24 protein-coding genes are annotated in these 20,055 nt (G+C 42.4%); 18 read left to right on the forward strand and 6 right to left on the reverse strand.

Annotated elements, in window-relative coordinates; translation table 11 throughout:
• Positions 1-39: 39 nt before the first annotated feature.
• Positions 40-894, forward strand: a complete 855-nt coding sequence (locus BMW59_RS16585; protein ID WP_093054573.1) for an amidohydrolase family protein — start codon at positions 40-42, stop codon at positions 892-894.
• Positions 895-906: 12 nt separating this feature from the next.
• Here the strand turns inward: BMW59_RS16585 and BMW59_RS16590 are convergent, their stop codons facing one another.
• Together BMW59_RS16590 and ric are read right to left on the reverse strand one after the other, a co-directional pair.
• Positions 907-1,275 (reverse strand): YhjD family protein, encoded by a 369-nt coding sequence (locus tag BMW59_RS16590; protein WP_093054575.1) that lies wholly within the window; start codon positions 1,273-1,275, stop codon positions 907-909.
• A 152-nt stretch (positions 1,276-1,427) separates the two neighbouring features.
• Entirely contained in the window at positions 1,428-2,153 is a 726-nt protein-coding gene (gene ric, locus BMW59_RS16595; RefSeq protein ID WP_093054577.1) for an iron-sulfur cluster repair di-iron protein, read from the reverse strand.
• Between the two features lie 147 nt (positions 2,154-2,300).
• Here ric and BMW59_RS16600 point away from each other — a divergent pair, with 147 nt between their 5' ends.
• From BMW59_RS16600 to BMW59_RS16630, 6 genes are all read left to right on the forward strand, one after another.
• The gene (locus tag BMW59_RS16600) at positions 2,301-3,032 is read left to right on the forward strand and encodes a peptidylprolyl isomerase (protein ID WP_093054579.1); all 732 of its coding nucleotides are present in this window, start codon (positions 2,301-2,303) and stop codon (positions 3,030-3,032) included.
• Between the two features lie 263 nt (positions 3,033-3,295).
• Positions 3,296-4,210: an ABC transporter ATP-binding protein gene (locus tag BMW59_RS16610; RefSeq protein ID WP_093054583.1), complete on the forward strand. Its 915-nt coding sequence runs from the start codon at positions 3,296-3,298 to the stop codon at positions 4,208-4,210.
• On the forward strand, positions 4,207-5,163 hold the full coding sequence (locus BMW59_RS16615) for an ABC transporter permease (RefSeq protein WP_093054586.1): 957 nt from the start codon (positions 4,207-4,209) through the stop codon (positions 5,161-5,163). Before BMW59_RS16610 ends, BMW59_RS16615 begins: the two co-directional genes overlap by 4 nt.
• Positions 5,164-5,222: 59 nt before the next feature.
• On the forward strand, positions 5,223-5,603 hold the full coding sequence (locus BMW59_RS16620; RefSeq protein WP_093054588.1) for a GntR family transcriptional regulator: 381 nt from the start codon (positions 5,223-5,225) through the stop codon (positions 5,601-5,603).
• Positions 5,600-6,301 carry an ABC transporter ATP-binding protein gene (locus BMW59_RS16625; protein WP_093054590.1) on the forward strand — a complete coding sequence of 234 codons (702 nt, stop codon included), beginning with the start codon at positions 5,600-5,602 and terminating at the stop codon, positions 6,299-6,301. Before BMW59_RS16620 ends, BMW59_RS16625 begins: the two co-directional genes overlap by 4 nt.
• Positions 6,301-7,110: a hypothetical protein gene (locus BMW59_RS16630; protein ID WP_093054592.1), complete on the forward strand. Its 810-nt coding sequence runs from the start codon at positions 6,301-6,303 to the stop codon at positions 7,108-7,110. The genes BMW59_RS16625 and BMW59_RS16630 overlap by 1 nt, the downstream gene beginning before the upstream one ends.
• Positions 7,111-7,158: 48 nt before the next feature.
• Here the strand turns inward: BMW59_RS16630 and BMW59_RS21880 are convergent, their stop codons facing one another.
• On the reverse strand, positions 7,159-7,335 hold the full coding sequence (locus tag BMW59_RS21880) for a hypothetical protein (RefSeq protein WP_177174400.1): 177 nt from the start codon (positions 7,333-7,335) through the stop codon (positions 7,159-7,161).
• Between the two features lie 222 nt (positions 7,336-7,557).
• Between BMW59_RS21880 and BMW59_RS16635 the strand changes: the two genes are divergently transcribed.
• From BMW59_RS16635 to BMW59_RS16645, 3 genes are all read left to right on the forward strand, one after another.
• Positions 7,558-8,451 carry a chemotaxis protein gene (locus tag BMW59_RS16635; protein WP_093054594.1) on the forward strand — a complete coding sequence of 298 codons (894 nt, stop codon included), beginning with the start codon at positions 7,558-7,560 and terminating at the stop codon, positions 8,449-8,451.
• A gap of 361 nt (positions 8,452-8,812) precedes the next feature.
• Positions 8,813-8,944, forward strand: a complete 132-nt coding sequence (gene yhfH, locus BMW59_RS16640; protein ID WP_093054596.1) for a protein YhfH — start codon at positions 8,813-8,815, stop codon at positions 8,942-8,944.
• 186 nt (positions 8,945-9,130) lie between these two features.
• A complete protein-coding gene (locus BMW59_RS16645; protein ID WP_093054598.1) occupies positions 9,131-9,901 on the forward strand; it encodes a DUF3891 family protein in 771 nt (256 codons plus the stop codon).
• Positions 9,902-9,955: 54 nt separating this feature from the next.
• Here BMW59_RS16645 and BMW59_RS16650 read toward each other — a convergent pair whose 3' ends face one another.
• Positions 9,956-12,250 carry a thiamine pyrophosphate-dependent enzyme gene (locus tag BMW59_RS16650; RefSeq protein WP_093054600.1) on the reverse strand — a complete coding sequence of 765 codons (2,295 nt, stop codon included), beginning with the start codon at positions 12,248-12,250 and terminating at the stop codon, positions 9,956-9,958.
• Positions 12,250-13,263: a 2-oxoacid:acceptor oxidoreductase family protein gene (locus tag BMW59_RS16655; protein ID WP_093054602.1), complete on the reverse strand. Its 1,014-nt coding sequence runs from the start codon at positions 13,261-13,263 to the stop codon at positions 12,250-12,252. The genes BMW59_RS16650 and BMW59_RS16655 overlap by 1 nt, the downstream gene beginning before the upstream one ends.
• Positions 13,264-13,546: 283 nt before the next feature.
• Here BMW59_RS16655 and BMW59_RS16660 point away from each other — a divergent pair, with 283 nt between their 5' ends.
• The 3 genes from BMW59_RS16660 (at position 13,547) to BMW59_RS16670 (ending at position 15,942) form a co-directional block, all read left to right on the forward strand.
• Positions 13,547-14,188 (forward strand): HD domain-containing protein, encoded by a 642-nt coding sequence (locus BMW59_RS16660; RefSeq protein WP_093054604.1) that lies wholly within the window; start codon positions 13,547-13,549, stop codon positions 14,186-14,188.
• Between the two features lie 138 nt (positions 14,189-14,326).
• Complete coding sequence (locus BMW59_RS16665; protein WP_093054606.1) at positions 14,327-14,854, forward strand: type 1 glutamine amidotransferase domain-containing protein; 528 nt, start codon at positions 14,327-14,329, stop codon at positions 14,852-14,854.
• Between the two features lie 149 nt (positions 14,855-15,003).
• Positions 15,004-15,942 (forward strand): alpha/beta hydrolase, encoded by a 939-nt coding sequence (locus BMW59_RS16670; protein WP_177174401.1) that lies wholly within the window; start codon positions 15,004-15,006, stop codon positions 15,940-15,942.
• On the opposite strand, the gene BMW59_RS16675 is transcribed toward BMW59_RS16670, so the two are convergent.
• Positions 15,928-17,079: an MFS transporter gene (locus BMW59_RS16675; RefSeq protein WP_093054610.1), complete on the reverse strand. Its 1,152-nt coding sequence runs from the start codon at positions 17,077-17,079 to the stop codon at positions 15,928-15,930. The two genes, BMW59_RS16670 and BMW59_RS16675, sit on opposite strands and share 15 nt — an antisense overlap.
• A 162-nt stretch (positions 17,080-17,241) precedes the next feature.
• Here BMW59_RS16675 and BMW59_RS16680 point away from each other — a divergent pair, with 162 nt between their 5' ends.
• From BMW59_RS16680 to BMW59_RS16700, 5 genes are all read left to right on the forward strand, one after another.
• Positions 17,242-17,928 (forward strand): cobalamin B12-binding domain-containing protein, encoded by a 687-nt coding sequence (locus BMW59_RS16680; protein ID WP_093054612.1) that lies wholly within the window; start codon positions 17,242-17,244, stop codon positions 17,926-17,928.
• Positions 17,897-18,652, forward strand: coding sequence for an STAS domain-containing protein (locus tag BMW59_RS16685; RefSeq protein WP_093054614.1), 756 nt, complete (start codon positions 17,897-17,899; stop codon positions 18,650-18,652). Before BMW59_RS16680 ends, BMW59_RS16685 begins: the two co-directional genes overlap by 32 nt.
• A gap of 451 nt (positions 18,653-19,103) precedes the next feature.
• Entirely contained in the window at positions 19,104-19,286 is a 183-nt protein-coding gene (locus tag BMW59_RS16690) for a hypothetical protein (protein ID WP_093054616.1), read from the forward strand.
• 22 nt (positions 19,287-19,308) lie between these two features.
• On the forward strand, positions 19,309-19,605 hold the full coding sequence (locus BMW59_RS16695) for a hypothetical protein (protein ID WP_093054618.1): 297 nt from the start codon (positions 19,309-19,311) through the stop codon (positions 19,603-19,605).
• A gap of 113 nt (positions 19,606-19,718) precedes the next feature.
• A complete protein-coding gene (locus BMW59_RS16700; RefSeq protein ID WP_093054620.1) occupies positions 19,719-20,024 on the forward strand; it encodes a DUF4212 domain-containing protein in 306 nt (101 codons plus the stop codon).
• Positions 20,025-20,055: the final 31 nt, after the last annotated feature.

The raw sequence follows: 20,055 nt of genomic DNA on the forward strand, positions 1-20,055 counted from the left end.
CGTTTTCTCCAGTGCTGTTAGAGAAAGGAGGAGGAAAAAGTGAAAATTATTGATGCCCATATTCATGTTTCTCATATTCAATCCTTCTATCAGACAGCTAAAAAAATGTCCAGGGTTGATTATTCTTTCCGCGGGCTGAAAAAAGAGATGGAACAAAACGGCGTTACCCTCGCAGTTGGGATGGGGCTCCGGGAGATAGAAGGGGGAACCGGTTTCCCTGATAAGGCCCCGCCTACACCTATGGGGCTTGATCTGCTTCCTGAGGGAGACAAATCTGTTTACTGCTGTACTGGCGTCAATCCTTACAAACTGGGGCGAAAAGAACTGGCCCGGCTTGAGAAGGACCTTCTCAAACCTCATGTCACTGGTATGAAAATATATTTAGGATACTATCCTTTTTATGCGCACGATCCTGTTTATGACCCTGTTTATTCTCTTGCCGCACAATATAATGTCCCTGTCGTATTCCATACAGGTGATACTTATTCCGAGCGGGGGATTCTTAAATATGCCCATCCGTTAACGATTGATGAAGTGGCAGTCCAGCACCGCCATGTGACGTTTGTGCTTGCTCATTTCGGCGACCCGTGGATGCTGGATGCAGCGGAAGTGGTATATAAAAATTCGAATGTTTTTGCTGATTTATCCGGTCTTATTATAGGAGATGAAAAAGAAGTCAGCCGTCTATCCGGGACCCCGCATTTTTTTGATCATTTAAAACACGGTTTGGCTTTTTGCGATAACTATGAAAAGCTGATATTCGGTACAGACTGGCCGCTTGTAAGGATGAAACCTTATATCGAATTTATCCAGTCCCATATTCCTTCGTCCTATTGGGATGACGTATTTTATAATACAGCGATGCATGTATACCCGAAACTGAGGGGAAGATAAGGCCGGCCGAATTTACGGGAGCTTTTTATCTCCATAAGTGAACAGACTTTCGATCCGGCGGCTGACCTGGTTTTTTAAATGCGCGTTTAAATATTTCGCAGTCAGTACATAGCCTCTGAAAAAAATGGTATATTCCGAAAAGGTTTGATCATAATCATTTAATTGAATTTTTAAGCCCAGCTTTTTCATCGATCGTCTTGTCTCATACATTTCACGGCTAAGACGGTGCAGGGTCACTTCCAATAAACGGATATAAGGATCTTTTAATTTTAAAGGTGCCTGATCCAGACGGGCCAGGTCTTTTTCAAGCACTTTGCGAGCCATCTCAAGCAGGATGTAGGATTCCGTCAGACGTTCTTCTTGTGCTGTGAGTTTGGCCATTACGGGTCGCCTCCTTTTTCATTTTCGTGGTTCCAAACAGAATACGAACATGTGTTCTTATTTTTATTTTAACCCGTTTTTTTTAATAGTCAAGAGGGAGTCGCTGGCAAAAAAAATCACACAATAGAATATTGTGTGACCCAAGCATGTTTTTAGTTGTTTTGAGCAGTCTTTTCTTCCATGAGCCTTGGAAATAAAATGTTATTTTCCAGATGGATATGCTGAAACATATCCTCTTCTAAAGCTTCCAGGCGGGTGAATGTCATTTTATAGGTTGTGCAGGCCCCGGGAGGTGGAGTAAAATCATTAGTGATGCTTCGAATCTTCTTTAAAAGATCGCCAGCGGCTTCATGTTCTGATTCAAGTTCGCTGACCTGCTTAACAGCAGCCTCCCAATCTGCGGCAGAACGTGTTGTTCCATACTGGTAAATTGCCGGGAAAACCACTTGTTCTTCTTTTACCATATGCTGTTCCAGTTCAGTTCTTAAGCTGTGGTAAAGCTTATGGAGTTCCGCAAGTTCAGGGCGTGCACCGCCATGAACGCGGAAAATTTTAGTTACATAAAAGCTCAGATCAGGAAGTTCTTTTGTTAAAAAGCCGTGATGATTGTTCACAATATGGTCAAGCAGAGACATGTAAGAAGCACTGCTCCAGTCTGAGCTGCTTTTTTCTTTCCGTTCATCAGCGTCGTCCGAAAGAATTTGGAGAGCTTCAAGGATCACTTGTTCTTCCAGATTTTTTTCAGCGATCGCTTCATGAAGCGGCCGGTTGCCGCCGCAGCAGAAATCTATGCGGTACTGTTTAAAAAGCTCATCTGAGCGGGGAATCTGAATCACGAGATCTTTAACTTTCGCTTCACGGTTAACAGTATAATTCATTAGTAACTCCTCCTTTTATTATCATAATTTCAGTTTAAAGGAGAAGAAGAAATTTGTCGGTGACGTGGGTCACCAGCTCTACAAAAAAAGAGACTCGCGTGTAAATAATCTTTAGCAGCGTCATTAAAAAATAAGGGGAAATGCAAAATGAAGAAAGCAAATCTATTAGCAGGTTCAGGACTCTCTCTTATGCTCCTTTTGGCAGGATGCGGGGAAGAAAATAATCAAAATAATGTAAATGAGGTAAATAATAATGGAGACGGCACCGGGGAAGCTGCAGAATATCCACAGTTATCTGAAGAAGTAGCTGACAATGAAGAGGAGGCCGTCCTCCGCACTAACTACGGGGATATTCACGTGAAGTTATTTCCTGAAGCAGCACCTAAAGCTGTAGAAAACTTTATGACATTAGCTGAAGAAGGCTACTATGACGGCGTTATTTTCCACCGTGTCATTGAGGATTTTATGATTCAGGGCGGTGACCCTACAGGTACAGGCGGCGGTGGTGAAAGTGCGTTTGGAGAGCCGTTCGAAGACGAATTTGATGAGTCAGTGGCTCATTTCAGAGGGGCACTGGCGATGGCCAACAGTGGCCAGAATACAAACGGCAGTCAATTTTACATTGTCCACGCGGGACCGGACCAATTAAGTGAAGAAGCTTTTGAAGCCATGGAACAGCAAGGAATGGATTTTTCAGAAGACCTTAAAGAAAATTATCTGGAACTGGGAGGGACGCCCCACCTGGATGATGGACACACCGTTTTTGGGCATGTGATTGATGGCATGGATGTGGTCGATGATATCGCGACCGCAGAAACAGAACCCGTTGACCGTCCAGTTGAAGAAGTAGTCATTGAATCAGTGGAAGTTATTGATTAATTGCATAAGTAACCATGAGGCTGCCACCAGCAAGTTGGCAGCCTCATTTTTTGTTTATACGTTTAACCGGAACTTCGAGCTGCACGGGAGGGCCTGGCAGGAAAGGGACCGCCCACCAGGGGAAGAGCCGTGCTAAAAACGTCAAGCAGCCGTTAAACGAACAGGGATTTTTCATGGAAGAAAATAATAATTGACTATTTTAATGTACCGGTGTACTATTTGATTAGTACACTAGAGCATAAGGGATTGCGAGGGGGAAGATGATGAAACCAGCAATTGAATTAAAAAATGTCCGTAAAGAAATAGGCAGGAAAACAATTATTGATAATGTATCTTTAGCGATGTACCCGGGGGAAGTCTTCGGCTTGTTGGGGCCTAACGGAGCAGGTAAGACGACGACAATCAGGATGATGGTTGGTCTCATGAGGACAACAGACGGATCAATCACGATCTCTGGCAACGATTTATACAAAAACTTTGAAGAAGCCGTATCGCGGGTAGGCGCAGTGGTTGAAAATCCGGAGATGTATGACTATTTAACCGGCTACGAAAACCTTGTTCATTATCAGCGGATGTTAAAAGGAGTGACAAAAGAAAGAATTAAAGAGGTGGTGGAGCTTGTAGGCCTGTCCCGCCGAATGCATGAGAAAACCGGCACGTACTCTTTAGGAATGAGGCAGAGGCTCGGCTTGGCTCAGGCTTTATTGCATAAGCCTGAGCTCCTTATCCTTGATGAGCCGACAAACGGGCTTGACCCTGCCGGAATCAGGGAAATCCGCGCCTATTTAAGGAAGCTGGCACATGAAGAAGGAATATGTGTCGTCGTTTCAAGCCATCTGCTTTCCGAAATGGAAAAAATGTGCGATAGAATTGCGGTCATACAGGAAGGGAAGATTATTCAAGTTGCCCAGGTATCTGACTTTGTAAGACAATCGGAAGACTTATGGTATATAGAGGCGGAACCAAAGGCCGAAGCTGCTGAGCTGCTTCACTCTCTTCTTAATGTCAAACCTGAAGAGTATAAGGAAGGGTTTCATATCACTGTTAAAAAAGAAAAGGTGCCTGATTTATTAAAAGGTTTAATCAATGAAAATGTGGCGGTGTATCAAATAAGAGAAGCAGATAAAAATACATTGGAAGAACAATTCCTGTCATTAACAGGAGGTGAAAAGAAATGAGCCTGTTTATAAACCTTGTGCAAAATGAGTCGATGAAAATATTCAAAAAGACGGGTACTAAAGTGATGTTTCTTATTCTTATCGCCTTAATTGCGGTGATTGGTTTAGTGACACGTTTTTTTATAGGGGAACCGGCCGATGAAGCAGCCGATTGGGAAACGGTGCTGCAACAAGAGGTCCAAATGATTGAACAGCAGCTTGAAAGCGGGGAAATTCCTCCGCGAGCTGCAGAGGGACTTCAGGAACAGCATGACCTGTATATGTATCATTTGGAAGAAGGGATTGAACCTTTAAACTCTTCCCACCGCTGGTATTTCATAGTAAATAATCCTCAATTTGTTAATTTTTTGACAATGTTTACGGTTATAATTGCGGCAGGAATTATTGCAGGTGAGCATTCTAACGGGACGATTAAGCTTCTATTAATCAGACCAGTAAAAAGGTGGAAAATCCTGCTTTCCAAATGGCTGGCTGCTATGCTTTTTTCACTGGTAATGCTCGCGACTTTGATCATTTTTTCAGTGGCTGCTGGTTTTCTGATTTTTGGGTTCAGCCCCGAACCTGTGAGAGTAGTGGAAATAGCCGGTGGCTCTATTCGTGATATGCATGTGGCTTTATATGGCGCTGTAATGTATGGATTAGCATATATTGAACTGATTATCATGACCACATTTGCCTTTATGATTGGGACAGTGTTCAGAAACCAGTCGCTCGCAATCGGCTTATCGCTCGTCCTGTTGTTTACAGGGGGGCAGATCGCGTATTTGCTGAGCAATTATAATTGGATGAAGTTTTACTTGTTTGCCAATACGTATATGATTCAGTTCTTTGAAGGACAGCCCATCATTGAAGGATTAACGCCGCTGTTTTCATCAATTGTGCTAATAGTTTATTTTTCCCTGTTTATGCTCATTGCAATGGTGGCCTTTACTAAAAGAGATGTGGCAGATTAAAAGTTTTGGTAGAATAAGAAAGGATGTAAAGAAGTAACCTCTTAAGGAGGGGAATGCCATTGGGCCTTACGTTTGATAATAACCGGCCCATCTATTTGCAGCTTATGGAGTATTTGTACGGGCAAATTTGCCGGACCGATCTTAAACCCGGAGAGAAGCTTCCTTCTGTCCGGGAATTAGCTGTTAAGGTGGGCGTCAATCCTAATACTGTATCGAGAACTTATATGGAAATGGAACGAAAGGATATCGTTGTTTCCAAAAGAGGGCAGGGAACATTTGTCACGGAAGACATAACCGTGATTCAGGAATTAAGAAAAAAAATTGCTGATGATAAAATTGGTGATTTTATTCTTATGATGAATCAGATTGGACTTAAAAATGAGGAGATCCTCCAATTAATGGAACAGAAAATGGCGTCCCGCAAGGAGGAAGAAGAATGAACGAGCCTGAAATTTATTTAAAAAATGTCACCAAAAAGTACTTAAGACAACCAGCTTTAGAAAATATATCATTTCAGTTAAAAGGGAGCGGAGTTTACGGCGTGCTTGGTGAAAATGGAAGCGGAAAAACAACCTTACTCAAACTGATTGCCGGCTTGTTAAGGCCGTCCAGTGGAACGGTCAAGGTTATGCACCGTCCTGTTTCAAGATTATCTTCAAAAGATATCGCCTATCTGTCTGATGCGGACTCTCTGTATTCCTTCCAGTCGGCTCAGCAGCTGATTCACTTCTGGGAAAAGGTGGCTCCTGACTTTTCAAAAGACAAAGCCTTTAGCATGATCAGAGAACTTAATCTGGATGTAAATATGAAAATAAAAAACCTTTCAAAAGGAAACAGGGCAAGGCTTAAACTTGTAATAGCGCTGTCGCGGCAAGTGCCTGTGCTTGTGATGGACGAGCCTTTATCGGGGCTTGACCCGTTAGTAAGAGAGGATATTTTAAAACTTATTGTGATGAATGCAGATGTGGAGCAGCAGCTGCTCATACTATCCACACATGAAGTGAGTGAAGTGGAAGCGTTTCTCGACCACGTTATTTTTATGAAAGACGGAAAATGTATTCTGGAAGAGAACGCAGAAGTATTAAGAGAACAAAAAGGCCAGTCCCTTGTGGCGACAATGAGGGAGGTGCTGGCCTGATGTGGTGGTCTTTATATAAAAAAGAATGGCAGGAGAGCTTATTTCGTTTTGCCGTGAGCCTCGCTCTTCTGACTGCTGCCTATGTCTTCATCTATATATTTATGGAAAGAGAAACACCGCTTGTGTTTGCCGTATCCCTGGCGGTCGTTTTTCTTCATATTTTTTATTTGTTCATTATGCTTTTAGCTTCTTTAATAAAAGAGTGGAAAGAGAACACGAGCCATTTATGGATGAACCTTCCCGTAAAGGGTTACGTTTTATTGTCTGCAAAACTGGCTGCAGCTTTTACCCAATTTCTCATCTCAATCAGTTATGCCATTGTGGCGGCTGACCTCATTTTGCAGAGAGCGGTGCGCATGTTTGAAGACTCAGCGGCTGAGGGGCTCACCGGGATAATTAGTATGCTTGTGCCTTTATTCAGGGAGTTAATTCCGTGGGTGTTGCTGGCCGTCACCAATGGCGCCCTTCAATTGGGGATTGCAGCCATGTTTATTTTTATCTTTTCAAAAGTCGTTCGTCCATTCGGCTGGCTCGCAGCTATCGTTCTGACTGTATTGACTAACTATATTTACACATGGATAAAAAATATACCGTTAATCGAGAGGATTACAGAGTGGACCCCTTTGCTTAAAGGAGAAGAGATCCAGGAAAAAATCTATTCCCTTTATCCAGGAGGGGCGGAGATAATGGATGGCAGCGAAGGGATAGTGACTAATGTGTACCTTGGCCAGATCGCTGCAGAATTATTGGTTCTTGCCGGGGCGTTCTTCCTTATTTCATGGCTCCTCGACAGAAAAGCGGAACTATAAAGATAAGAAAAAGAAGAGGGCGGCCCTCTTCTTTTTGCTATGTAACTATTAATCTCTGATCGCATAATAAATCATAAGTATGATTGTTGCAAAAGCTACGATGACAAAAGGCCCTTCCAATAACGACGCCCCATTATCGCCGTTTTCCTCCGCGAATACGTGAGTCACAGGAGTAAGGAAAAGTACAAGCGCTAAAAACCCAATAGAGAAAAATTGCTTCAGCATAAAAAGATAACCCCCAATCTGTTAAACCAGTCTTACTTTCTATTATAGAAGGATTGGAAACAGGAAGCAATTGAAAAGTGACTAAGAGCCTTAGTGTACCTTTATGCCCATTATAATGAAGTGTATTAAATCATCCTATACAATAATTGTGTCTTTAGTGGTATTATATTCACAGGAATATTTTCTTAATACAGGTTGACAATGCAAGAGGAGGAAATAATAATGACCGTATCACACAAAGGGGTGCTTTTGGAAAGCGGGACGAACGAACTTGAAATAATAGTTTTTGAGGTAGGACGAGGACTATTTGGAATTAATGTGATGAAAGTCCGTGAGATTATCCAGCCGTTAAGTATGACGCTCATGCCACATTCCCATCCAAACGTTGAAGGGATCATCAGATTAAGGGAAGAAATTATGCCTGTCATAGATTTAGCAAAAGCTATAGGTTTTAAAAAGCCTGAGACTCCTGGCCGGGATAAACTTATCGTGGCTGAGCTGAACCAGGTTAAAGTGGCTTTCCATGTTCATTCGGTGTCAAGAATCCATCGGATCTCGTGGGAACAAATCGAAAAACCCGGGAAATTAGCCCAGGGGCTTGAAGATATGATTACAGGGGTCATCAAGATGGAAGAAACTATGATTTTACTGCTTGATTATGAAAAAATCGTTTTTGATCTCATGCCCGGGTCAGGTTTTTCTTCGCGTCAACTGGAAGGAATAGAGGAAAAAGACCGAACTCATAAAAACCTGCTTGTAGCTGAAGATTCCCCGATTTTGCGTCAATTACTGAAAGATACCCTAAATGAAGCAGGGTACGACAGCCTGGTTTTTACTGAGAACGGGAAAGAGGCTTTGGAATATTTAGAGGGGCCGCTCGGAAAAACAATAGATTTACTGCTTACTGACATTGAAATGCCAGTTATGGATGGCCACCATTTAACTAAAAGAGTTAAAGAAGACGGAACAGTTAAGGAAATCCCTGTGGTGATCTTTTCCTCTCTTATCTCAGGAGACCTTTACCATAAAGGAGAACAGGTCGGCGCCGATGCACAAGTCAGTAAACCGGATATAGGAAAACTGGTGGCCCATCTGGACCGGCTTCTAAATATCTGATTATATTCAGTCCACTCGACCTGCCCGGAACCAGGGCAGGTTTTTTTACGTTATCTCTCTGATGAAAGCCGTGCACAAAGGAGACTGCACAAAGGGGTCAGACCCCCCATTTAATGGAAACAGCTGTTATATAATATAGAGCGGAAAAGCTGCACAAGTTGTAACACGTGTGAATAAAATAAAATAAAAAAAGTGAATTAAACCCTCTTCACAACAGGATTTTCACCATTTCACAATAAAAAAATAAAATTGTTTTAACACAGGGTATTGTATTGTTGTTATTGTTATAGTACAATGAATTTACTCAAATTTAATAAAAAGAACCGTTGTTTAATAATAATCTGAAAGGGAGGAACCTGTTATGCTAATGCAAAGTACTGAATTTTTCAGAAATCTGCCTCCGAAAGAATGTGCCAAGTGCGGGGATAAGATTGAAGAAATGCATGAAAGTTATTCAAATGAATGTACCCACTGTGAATCAAAAATTATTTAAATTGATAACCGATGGCCGCTTTCTGAAAAGAAAGCGGCTTTTTTTGTGCCTGTATCCCTTCCGGATCCTGTTTGTCAATAGTATGCTAAGTGCATGGGCATGGAGCAGTGACATAAGATATGAGTAGAAGATAAGGTTTAATGACATTTTATTAAAGGTAAATTTAAAACGAAAGGAGCGAGGCTGATGATCATACGGGAAAATAATGATGAGGCTATATTAATCGAACAACACGAACACGCGCTGATTTCGGGTCAGTTTGTTTACCATTGGAACAGAAATGCTTTCCTGAGGCCTGATTTAAAGTCTTCCGTTGAATATGCTGTCACAAACCATGACCGAAGCTGGATTCCATTAGACCGCAAACCGGTTTTTCTGAAAGAAAATGACCTTGCTTCATTCATCAATTATCCCCTGAGAAAAAAACTTCAGGCTTACAAAGATGGAGTCAGTCAATTAGTTGAAGAAGATATATATGCCGGTTACCTGATCAGCCGGCACTATGCCAGTTTTTTCAAAGGAAAAAAGGATATACTGGGAAATAAATTTATGGAAGAAGAGAAAGAGAGACAGGAAAAGTTAAAACAGGCAGCCGCCTTTCATGAATTAAACTTGTCAGAAGAAGAAGAGGAGTTTCACTTTGATCTTCTGCAGCTATGTGATAATTTATCTCTTTATGTATGTATGAATGAGTGGGGAGCAGGTAAAGAGAAAGAGGTGCAGTGGTTCCGCGATGGTTTTCCGCAAAAACTTACTCCCTTTAATAGCAGACGATTTTATGCCCGGTGGGTCTCAGAAACAGAAGTTAAACTTGATCCTTATCCTTTCACCGCGGAACGGGTGTATATGTCTATCCCTTATAAACGGCTGAATATCAAAGACATCAGAAATGATAATCTTCAGCAGCTCTATAGAGAAACTCCTTATGCCTACCACCCTGTCTCATTTACAGAATAACTAAAATCCGCACCCCGGTCTCAATGACGAACCGGAAGTGCGGATTTAAAAAAATTATACATATGGGGTGTCGTTTTTAGCTTTGAGAGTCATCCACCGGCGTTCCACTTCATTCTCGAACTCCTGCAGCATCCCTTTGTTTTCTTCTTTAAGCATATGTTTCGTCTTGCCCATGTATCGGAGCCATTCAGAAAGTTCAATACGCTTCTTTTTTGCTTCTGGATTATACGTAATAGTGGTTTCACCGCGTTCCACTTCATAGAGAGGGAAGAAACATGATTCCACGGCTGCTTTCATTATTTTCTCGCCATCTCGGTCTGCAGATTTCCAATTTAACGGGCAGGTAATAAGAATTTTACCGTAGGCCATTCCTTCATTCTGTGCGTACCATTGAGCTTTCGCCGCCTTCTTAATAAGGTCTTGCGGGTAAGCTTCCGTTCCGGTAAACACATAAGGTATATTTGTCGAAGCCATAATCTGCGCTGTATCTTTGTGGTGGAAGGCCTTTCCCTGTTTTTCCTTGCCGACAGAAGTGGTACTTGTCATATGGCCTAAAGGCGTCGAATAGGACATTTGCGAACCGGTATTCATATAGCCTTCGTTATCATATTCTAAAATGATCATTTTATGGTTCCTAAGAGCCGTGCCGATGGCAGAGCCCATACCAATGTCCATGCCGCCGTCGCCGGTAACCATGACAAAGGTAAAGTCATCGTCTATATCAATTTCTCCCCGTTCTTTCATTTCAAAGAACGCTTCGACTGTACCCGACAGAGTAGCAGGGCCGTTCTGGAACAAGTTATGAAGAAACGGCTGCTTATGGGAACTGTAAGGATAAGCGGTAGTTACCACATATCCGCACCCGGTATGAAATAAAATGACAGCATCCCCTTCAATCCCTTTAAAGAAAAGTTCCAGACCAGGGAAGATACCGCAGCCAGGACAGGCGCCGTGGCCTGATGCAAACCTCTTAGGCTTTGCTGTCAGCTGGCGGAGCGGAGGAATTCTGACTTTTAATTTATTCGTTTCTTCATCTTCAGTTACCTTAATTAAACCAGTTTTATACGTGTCACCTGTCATCGGTTCGATCACTTGTTCGAGCTTCTTTTCCGGCTCACCCGGCTGGATCCCGTAATAATCAAATGGTTCAGCAATTACTCCGGACTCTGCCGCCTCAATCGCCATATCAAAAAATGCTTCCGCGTCATCCGCATAAAAGTCTTTTCCACCCAATCCGAATACTCTGCTCAATACCAGAGTACGATTATCAGGGTCTTCCTGAAGAGCGGATTTTAATTCGTGCGTCAGATTAGCACCTTTAGCGCCGTAGGAATCTGCCCGTTCACCAACAAGGACAGCTTTAACATTTTTTAATGATTTTCGTATCTCTTCTGCAGGGAACGGCCTGATAATATTAGGGCTGATCACGCCCGCTTTTATTCCTTTAGCCCGTAACCGGTCCACTACGTCTTTAGAGGATTCAGAAGCGGAGTTTAAAAGGAATAAGGCTACTTCAGCATCTTCCATTCCGTAATTATCAAGGATATCGTATTTTCTTCCGGAAAGTGCTTCATATTCTGCAGCAATATCTTTATAAACATCATAAGCCTTATAGAGTGCTTCAGACTGCTGGTAATGGTTATTCATTAAGTCGTCGCCATTCATATGCGCTCCGATAGTGACAGGGTTTTCTTTGTCTATCGCGTTCGGGTAACCGGAAGGCACCTCGCCAATGAATTCCTGTACCGTTTCCCTGTCTCTGAACAGATCGACTTTCCGCTTCTGGTGTGACGTATAGAAGCCATCGTATGCTACAAGAACAGGCAGCCTGACGTCTTTATGCTCTGAAAGTTTAAGAGCCATAATATTCATATCGTAAACGGCCTGAGGCGTGCGGGCAGTCAGAATAACCCAGCCGGTGTTTAAGCCGTAATATAAATCAGAGTGATCGCCGCGGATGTCCAGAGGGCCGCTTACCGCTCTGGTCACAAGATTCATAACCATTGGGAAACGGAGTCCGGACTGGACAGGCAATTGTTCAATCATGTATAAAAAGCCGTTGGCGCTTGTGGCATTAAATACCCGGGCCCCTGCAGCGGCAGCACCGAAACAGATTCCCGCAGAGCCGTGTTCTCCATCAGCGGCAATCAGCTCGATATCGTGCATGCCTTTCGATTTCATCATATCTAAATACTGGGCAACTTCTGTTGAAGGTGTAATAGGGAAATAGCCCATTATGTGATAATTAATTTGAGCGGCAGCCATTGCAGCCATTTCATTGCCTGATTCAAACGTTGAAATTTGCACAGCGTCTGACTGTTTCTGAATATTTTTCTCTGTCATCGCCATTATTTAACCCCTCCTGTTACAAGCGGGAAGTTTTGACTGACCCGGTGAGCTTCGGCATATCCCTTTACTTCTTCCATATCAGCTAAAGCATCTGTCGGGCAGGCATCCACGCATTTCAGACAGCCTTTACAGTATTGGTAGTCGATCCCTTTAAGGAACATTTGCGGACGGCCGCGTTTATCTTCTCCCTGCTCCCATACAAAACAGTAGTCGGGGCAGACAGTATCGCAGGCTGCACAATGGATACAGCTGTCTGAATTATATTCAGGCAGGAATCCAATGCGTGATCCGCTTAAATCTTTCTGGATACTGTTGGCCTGAGCTGCAATTACACCGCCGATTTCCTGGGTTTCGTAACCGAGGCGGGGCTGGATTCTGGAGAAACCTTTACTTTTTGCATCTTCAGGCACCTCGTATGTTTTAAACTGAACTTCCTCATAACCGCGGTTAAATGTCCGGATGTTTGGTTCCACAAGGTGAGGGTATTTTTTTTCAAATGTTTTTTTAATCACGTTTCTCATATGGTCTGCATCTAAAAAATCAAGAATACGGAACAGGGCACCGAGCATGGCGGTGTTAACTTTTGTTTTTTCCTCATGGGCAATTTTCAAAGCATCCACAGCAGCCAGCGTGCCATATTCCAGGTTTAAATCGTCTTTAATGACGTCAAAATCACTTTTAGTATTTACGAGGACAACGCCGTCGGCATTCAAACCGCTTACAACATCAACCATTTTATAAAGGGCTTCATGAAAAACCCCGATGACATGCGGCTGTTCGATAGGTGAGTGGTCCCTAATTTCCACTTCAGGATCACAAAACCTTACGAACGATTTAACAGGAGACCCCTTTTTTTCAGATCCGTAAGATGAGAAGTTTGAGCCGTTAAGCCCTAACCCGTCTACCCCGGCTTCAGCTAACATCTTCCCCGCGAGGTTAGCGCCAAGTCCGCCGATAGATTCCAGGCGGATTTCAAAAAAGCCAAGGTCGTTTTTTTGCGGTAAAACAGACATAATTAATTCCCCTTTCAAAGATATTGACTAACTCCCTTAGTGACAGTATAGAAAACATACGCATATAAAGATATGATCTAAGTCACACTTTCACAGAATGTTTAAATTTATAAAATAGAACACTTTTAATATAATTAGAAAATCCCTTTATTGTTCTATGTTTCACATAGCTCATTTTTGTATAACAGATAATTGCCTTGATTGATACAGATTGATACAGAGAATTTGGTAGAATAAATAATTATGGTGAATTATGAATATTCACTTTGCAGGGAGGCCGCGCATGAAAGAAGTCATTTTAAACGCAGAAGCATGGGTAAAGCAATTATTCTCAGAAGATTCAACAGGGCACGACTGGTACCATACAGATCGTGTAAGACATTCGGCAAAAGTGATTGCTGAGAGGGAAGGGGCCGACAGCCAGCTATGTGAACTCGCTGCGCTGCTGCATGATGCAGGCGATGATAAATTCCACTCTGATGAAGAGTCGGGCAGGCTATTTGTAAAACAATGGCTAAAGGGCCAAAACGTGCAAGAAACGGATAGAGAAAAAATAATGGGTGTTATTGACACCGTGTCTTTTAAAGGAGGGAATAATAAAGCCCCCGAAACGCTTGAAGGGGAAGTGGTTCAGGATGCAGACCGCCTCGATGCATTAGGCGCCATAGGGATCGCGCGCTGCTTTATGTTTGCAGGCAACAGAGGGGATGCGATGCATATCCCTGGAGAACAAGCGCGTGATCAAATGACTAAAGAAGAATACCGGGACGAGCGTTCTACTGCCGTTAATCATTTTTATGAAAAACTGTTAAAGCTGTCTTCTCAGATGAAAACTGACACAGGAAAAGAATTGGCTAAAGCCAGGCATAAGTATATGGAGGACTTTTTAAATCAGTTTTATTCTGAGTGGGAAGGAAAAAAATAACGTTCCTTTCAGATTTGTTCCTTCATTGAATCAGTCTGCAGCAGGCGGGAACCGTAAGACTTATAAAAGAAAGATTGAAACAAAATTAAAAAGGGAACGTGACGAGTGTATCCAGACTTAAAGAAAGAGGGTGTCTTAATGAAATTAAAAGGGATGAAAGTACTGACAGTGGTGGAAGATGAATTCGAAGATTCTGAGTTGCTCTATCCTCATTACCGGCTGCAGGAAGAAGGAGTAATTGCTCATATAGCAGGTAAAGAAGGAGGAGCCACGTATACAGGAAAAAACGGGGTTCCTGTGACAGCCGATTACTCTTTTGAAAACATTACTATTGAGGAATACTCGGCCATTCTCGTTCCTGGCGGATGGGCCCCTGATAAATTAAGAAGATATGATGAAGTCCTTGATATGGTATCCTATATGAACCAGCATAAGAAAGTCATTGGTCAAATCTGCCATGCCGGCTGGGTGCTTATTTCTGCAGATATTCTCAAAGGAAAAAATGTAACAAGCACGCCGGGGATTAAGGATGATATGGTAAATGCAGGCGCTGAGTGGCACAATGAGGAAGTCGTGGTTGACGGCCATCTCGTTTCAAGCCGACGTCCACCTGATCTGCCTGCTTACGGAAGAGCTCTTGTGGAAGCATTGGAGAAACAGGCTTAAAAGGAAAGTATTATCTAATTATTACGGCGTTTTGCAGAAAGAAGACAGGCGGATGGCTGTCTTCTTTTGTATTTCTTTTTACATTCTGCTGTTTAGGTTAAAATAAAAGGGATCAAAAGCTGTAATTTACTGAAAGGGGGATGTGGCATATGCAGGAAAACGTGTCTTGGGTAAAAGATATGGAAAAGGAAGAGCTGGATTTTCAAGTTAATAACCCTCATCTATCGAGTCCGGTTCTCCAGAACTATTTATCCTATTATTCCTTTGACCTTCCTTCCTTTAATACATACCGATGCGGGACGTTTAAGGCTGGAGATAAAAAAATATTTATTCAGGCTTTTTTAAAAAAAGAGCCTAAAGGAACTGTCTATTTTGTACATGGCTACCTCGATCACACCGGGGGAATGAGCAGAACTGTAAATTACTTGCTGGCACATGGTTACGAAGTGGTTACTTTGGATTTGCCGGGGCACGGATTTTCCCAGGGAGAATCAGGCACGGTGGCTTCCTTCGAAGAATACATACAAGCGGTAAGGGGCGGCTATGAGCTTGTGTCGAAGTCGCTTAAAAAGGAATGGATTATCGGTCTTGGGCACAGCACCGGAGGAGCCATTTTATTTCATGCCGCATCAGAAGAAAAGATCAGGCTTGAGAAACTGGTTTTAGTGGCTCCTCTGTATCATCCTTACCAGTGGAATCTGGTTAAAGGCTCACTCAAAATGATGGGAAAATTCATTCGCAAACAAAAGAGGCGATTTAAGAAAAACTCTAATGACCATTTATACCAGTCTTTTATAAAGAAAGACCCTCTCCAGGTTCAATGGCTGAAATCTGACTGGTTAACGGCCATGGAAAAATGGCAGCAACAGATTATTACCTGTCCTGTTCTGAACATCCCGGTGTATTTTCTCCAGGGGGAAAAAGATACGACGGTCGACTGGAAAGAGAATGTAGCGTTTTATTTAAAAAAATGCACCCGCATCCAGGTCGTATACTTTCCTGGAGGCAGGCACCAGTTGTTAAATGAAAGGGAGGGAATAAGGAACCTTGTACACAAAAGAATCCTTTCCTTTTTAAACAGAAGATGATTTCTTAGATTTTTTATTGGAAATAAAATATAAGACGGCTCCGGCTGAAAGCATTAAACCTGCACTGACAAGAAAAGGGAAACCTAATAGTTCAGCGACAGTTCCAGCGATAAACGACCCGGACACGACACCTAAAGAAAAGGCCGCATAAAATATGCCATAAGCTTTCCCACGGTCTTTTACAGTAGACATATCAGCTACCATACGGTTCATAGATGGGAAGGTAAATGAAAAACCTGCCCCGTAAACGACCATTGACAGTATAATAAGGCTTGTCAATTCAAGTAAACTCAACATAATAAGAGACACACTGATCAGTACAAGCCCGGTCAATATTAAATGAGCCGGCTCATAGCGCTCGAATATTTTGTTTGCCGGAGTTAAAAAGACAAGGAGAGCCACTAGGCCAAATGTGCTTAACAGCAAACCTGTAGCCGAGGAATCAAGATTTATTGACGCCACTTTTAAAGGAAGTGCAAAAGCAAGAGTGCCATTGCTGACCATCAGGGCAAAAGCAGCTAAACTGGCCTGAATAAGAACAGGCTGCTTAATAAGACGTATGAAATCGCTTATTACTATTTTTCCGCGGTCCGGACTTGAAAACGATTCATTAACAAATTTAATGATAAGTAAAAACGTGATAATAAACAGGACAGATACAAGAATAAATACATATTCGACTGAGGCTCTGGCAGCTATAATCCCCCCAAAAGCCGGACCGACAATCGCCGCGCTTCCTATACAGGCTCCCGTATAAGCCATCGTTTTTCCTCTGTGTTCTTCACTCGTCCGGTCTCCTATGTAAGCGAAAGCTGCAGGTATAAGAGCCCCGCCCGCTAAGCCGTGAAGCAACCGTATGAAAAAGAGGTGGCTTCCTGTTTGGGCCAGGGGATAGAATAAAAGAATTAAGGCGGCTGAAGCCATCCCGGCCAGAAGGATTTTTTTGCGGCCTAACCGGTCAATCCAATGGCCAGCGACTATGTTTCCAGCCATATTGGATAATGAATAAACTGCAATGATGGCGCCTGTCAGCATATGAGAAGCCCCGAGTTCCTGGGCGTATGGGGTAATGATAGGTAATTGAATAAAGGTATCCAGAAATGCTACCGCGATAATAATATATAAAAGTTTAGTCATGGTGCTCTCCTTCCTCACTTTCCCACCTTTACTATACAATGAGTGAAAAAGGTACGTAAAGTTTCCAGATAGGACAGAGGTTGGGAAGTGTGTTAAAATAAAGGTTATATTCCTCAGACCGGCAAGTGTTAAACGGTCTTTTGCATAAAGGGTGAGCATAATTTGAAACTAACCATAAATGATTTTACAGATGCTTTGCTTGAAGGGGATCATGCAAAGTCGCTGAGCATTGTTAATAAGTGGCGGGATAATTATACAAGGTTCTATATATATAATAAACTGATTACCCCTGCGATGTACGAAATAGGGCGCAGGTGGCAGGCCAATGAGATTTCAGTCGCCCAGGAGCATCTGGCAACGGCCGTCTGTGATTTCGTCCTCACGCAGACAGAACACGAACTGGTAAGGTATTCTCCTGCACCGGAAGCAACCCCGAAGGCCTTGTTCTTCACAGTTGAAAATGAACACCATTACCTTGGTATGAAAATGGTATCTATTTTATTCAGGGAGAAACAGTGGAATGTTAAATATTACCAGTCTGATTTACCGGTTGACCATGTGATGAATGAAATAGTACAGTGGAAACCCGGCGTCATAGGGCTGTCGTTTTCTATCGTACACAGGGCAAACGGTCTGACTTCCTATTTAAAAAAATTCAGTGAACTGGACTACGAGCCTGAAATCCTGGTAGGCGGCCGATTAATGAACCAGTACGATTTTTCGTCGATCGGTCCCCCAAACACGACATTTATACAAAACCTGGACGAACTGAATCACTGGTTTAATCAATATACTGAAAACAGGCGGGATGACTTGGATGGAGACAAAGATACCACTTCCATTATTTAAAATAGATAAAGAATTTAATATACTCGAGTTCACAGGAACTGCCGCTGACTTTTTTCCGGAAACTGAAAGCCTCTACCAGATAATTGACCGGGACAGCCATACTAAATTAAAAAACTGTCTTATAAACGGGGACGCAGCCCTCACCTTTGAAATTAACGCCAAAACAAAACAGGAGCCGTTGGAACTTTTTAAAGTGTTTGCTCAATGGAAGGGTTCGGAAGCGTTTTGTGTTTTTGTCCCGGCTAATCAGGACTACCATCTTGTCCATAAGCAGCTTGAAGAGTTACAGAAGAGGCTCTCGGAAACAAATTTCGAACTCTATGAAAAGAAAGAACAGTTATCTTCTGCAATGGACCGTACAAACAGACTTTCAGGGCCGTATATAGAATTGAGTGATACACTGGCTCTGTTGCCGATATTTGGAGATTTATCCGAAGAAAAGATTAAAGCCGTACAGGAACATGCTATTCAAAAAGCTTACGATAATAAACCTGAAAGAGTCCTGGTGGATTTTACAGGAGTTGGAGTAGTGGAAGAAAGCGGTGTCCTGCAATTAAAAGACATGGTGCTGGTATTTAAGCAGATGGGAATGGACGTTGTTGTAATTGGTCTTTCACCGGATCAGGCAAGAGTACTCAAACCTTACCGTACTGAATTGGAACTTGATTTTGAGAGGAACGCTAAAGTGTCTATAAAAAAATGGCTTGTGAAGGAATATCTTTAAAAAAGTCTTTCTAACTGGTTTTGCCGGGTTAGTTAGCAAATAAATGAGGCTAAAGTGCTGAAAAAGACCGCGGTGGGTGCCGGGGTCTTTTTTACTGCCCTATAACAGCAGATTCCCGTTATGAAAATGAGCACATTTTCACCCGGCGTATATAGGGATAAACTACAGGCTTACAAGAAATATATTGACAATTTATCTGAAAATTTGAAATAATGTGATAGTAAAACCTTCTGTTACATATGGCTTCACACAGCTTAAACAGTCCATTCCGGTTGCTTAAAAGTGGAATGTCAGGGCGTTTTCAGCTGGAGTCTGCTGATTTTAAAAGGATGTCCTTTGTGAAGGACCATTAAAATATCAGTACTGTTCAATAACAGACAGTTATATAATATGTCAAAGTCTTTTCTGCGCCAAAAGGATAAAAGAAAAAATGATACGAGGAGGGATTCGAATGGCCGCTCTAATTATTTTCTGGATATTTGCTGCAGCCACAGTCGCACTTACGATCAAATTTAGAAAACCGGTATTACTGACACTGCCTTTTCTTGCGATGGGGGTTTATTTAGTTATTCAGATAGCTATGGTTCCTATGCCTTTTATGGAAACGGTAAGGTTCATATTTGATTTAAGATAGCTGTTTTAGGGAGGAATATTAAATGTCTTCAACTAAAGAAAAGAATCGCCGGACTCTCTTCTGCCCCTCCTGCAACAGCCCGAACATGATCGTTATATCAAAAGCCAGATATATGATTATGATGACAGTTCTGCCCGTCATCGTTTCAGCAGTGATTGCAGTTATGTTCCACCCGGTCTTTCTGCTGTTTATTCCCGGACTGATTTGGATGAATAAAATGATAGCTGACAGAAAAGCACCGCTTATTATTTGCAGAGAATGCCAAGCACATTCACAGGGAAATCCGGCTGCAAACCGGGCGCACGACACAAATGGGTAAAAATGAAAGCGTTTACTATGATAAGGGAGGGTTCTAAGTGAAGAAATAAGAGAGAAAGCCATGCAAACAACCAGCAGGATGTAAAAGCTTATTGAAAAAGGAGGGTTTGACACGTGAAAAAGGTCAAAAAGGAAGTAGCTGATAAGTATTTTAAAACACGAGTGACAATGATCGCCATTTTTTTATTCATTGGTTTTCTTGTCTCATTCGGAGTGGTATTTTTTGCAGAGCAAATAAACGAGAGCGGCGTCTATATTATGGGGATGCCCGCACATTATTATATGGGAGCCCAGGGGGCAGTGGTAACGTTTATTGTTCTCCTCTTTTTAAATGCTGTCATAAACGACAGAGTAGATAAGAAGTTCGGAATTGACGAGTCACGAAACGAACAGATCAGCAAAACCGGGACAGACCATTAAAAAGTCAAGCCAGTTAAGGTTTTGCCAGAAA

Origin of the sequence: Salipaludibacillus aurantiacus (assembly GCF_900111295.1) — a bacterium.
GTDB classification, from domain to species: Bacteria; Bacillota; Bacilli; order Bacillales; family Salisediminibacteriaceae; genus Salipaludibacillus; species Salipaludibacillus aurantiacus.

Excerpts from the sequence above, each read along its gene's own strand:
- BMW59_RS16590 (WP_093054575.1), bottom strand. The coding sequence starts at position 1,275 with ATGGCCAAACTCACAGCACAAGAAGAACGTCTGACGGAATCCTACATC.
- ric (WP_093054577.1), bottom strand. The coding sequence starts at position 2,153 with ATGAATTATACTGTTAACCGTGAAGCGAAAGTTAAAGATCTCGTGATT.
- BMW59_RS16600 (WP_093054579.1), top strand. The coding sequence starts at position 2,301 with ATGAAGAAAGCAAATCTATTAGCAGGTTCAGGACTCTCTCTTATGCTC.
- BMW59_RS16610 (WP_093054583.1), top strand. The coding sequence starts at position 3,296 with ATGAAACCAGCAATTGAATTAAAAAATGTCCGTAAAGAAATAGGCAGG.
- BMW59_RS16615 (WP_093054586.1), top strand. The coding sequence starts at position 4,207 with ATGAGCCTGTTTATAAACCTTGTGCAAAATGAGTCGATGAAAATATTC.
- BMW59_RS16625 (WP_093054590.1), top strand. The coding sequence starts at position 5,600 with ATGAACGAGCCTGAAATTTATTTAAAAAATGTCACCAAAAAGTACTTA.
- BMW59_RS16630 (WP_093054592.1), top strand. The coding sequence starts at position 6,301 with ATGTGGTGGTCTTTATATAAAAAAGAATGGCAGGAGAGCTTATTTCGT.
- BMW59_RS21880 (WP_177174400.1), bottom strand. The coding sequence starts at position 7,335 with ATGCTGAAGCAATTTTTCTCTATTGGGTTTTTAGCGCTTGTACTTTTC.
- BMW59_RS16635 (WP_093054594.1), top strand. The coding sequence starts at position 7,558 with ATGACCGTATCACACAAAGGGGTGCTTTTGGAAAGCGGGACGAACGAA.
- yhfH (WP_093054596.1), top strand. The coding sequence starts at position 8,813 with ATGCTAATGCAAAGTACTGAATTTTTCAGAAATCTGCCTCCGAAAGAA.
- BMW59_RS16645 (WP_093054598.1), top strand. The coding sequence starts at position 9,131 with ATGATCATACGGGAAAATAATGATGAGGCTATATTAATCGAACAACAC.
- BMW59_RS16650 (WP_093054600.1), bottom strand. The coding sequence starts at position 12,250 with ATGGCGATGACAGAGAAAAATATTCAGAAACAGTCAGACGCTGTGCAA.
- BMW59_RS16655 (WP_093054602.1), bottom strand. The coding sequence starts at position 13,263 with ATGTCTGTTTTACCGCAAAAAAACGACCTTGGCTTTTTTGAAATCCGC.
- BMW59_RS16660 (WP_093054604.1), top strand. The coding sequence starts at position 13,547 with ATGAAAGAAGTCATTTTAAACGCAGAAGCATGGGTAAAGCAATTATTC.
- BMW59_RS16665 (WP_093054606.1), top strand. The coding sequence starts at position 14,327 with ATGAAATTAAAAGGGATGAAAGTACTGACAGTGGTGGAAGATGAATTC.
- BMW59_RS16670 (WP_177174401.1), top strand. The coding sequence starts at position 15,004 with ATGCAGGAAAACGTGTCTTGGGTAAAAGATATGGAAAAGGAAGAGCTG.
- BMW59_RS16675 (WP_093054610.1), bottom strand. The coding sequence starts at position 17,079 with ATGACTAAACTTTTATATATTATTATCGCGGTAGCATTTCTGGATACC.
- BMW59_RS16685 (WP_093054614.1), top strand. The coding sequence starts at position 17,897 with ATGGAGACAAAGATACCACTTCCATTATTTAAAATAGATAAAGAATTT.
- BMW59_RS16690 (WP_093054616.1), top strand. The coding sequence starts at position 19,104 with ATGGCCGCTCTAATTATTTTCTGGATATTTGCTGCAGCCACAGTCGCA.
- BMW59_RS16695 (WP_093054618.1), top strand. The coding sequence starts at position 19,309 with ATGTCTTCAACTAAAGAAAAGAATCGCCGGACTCTCTTCTGCCCCTCC.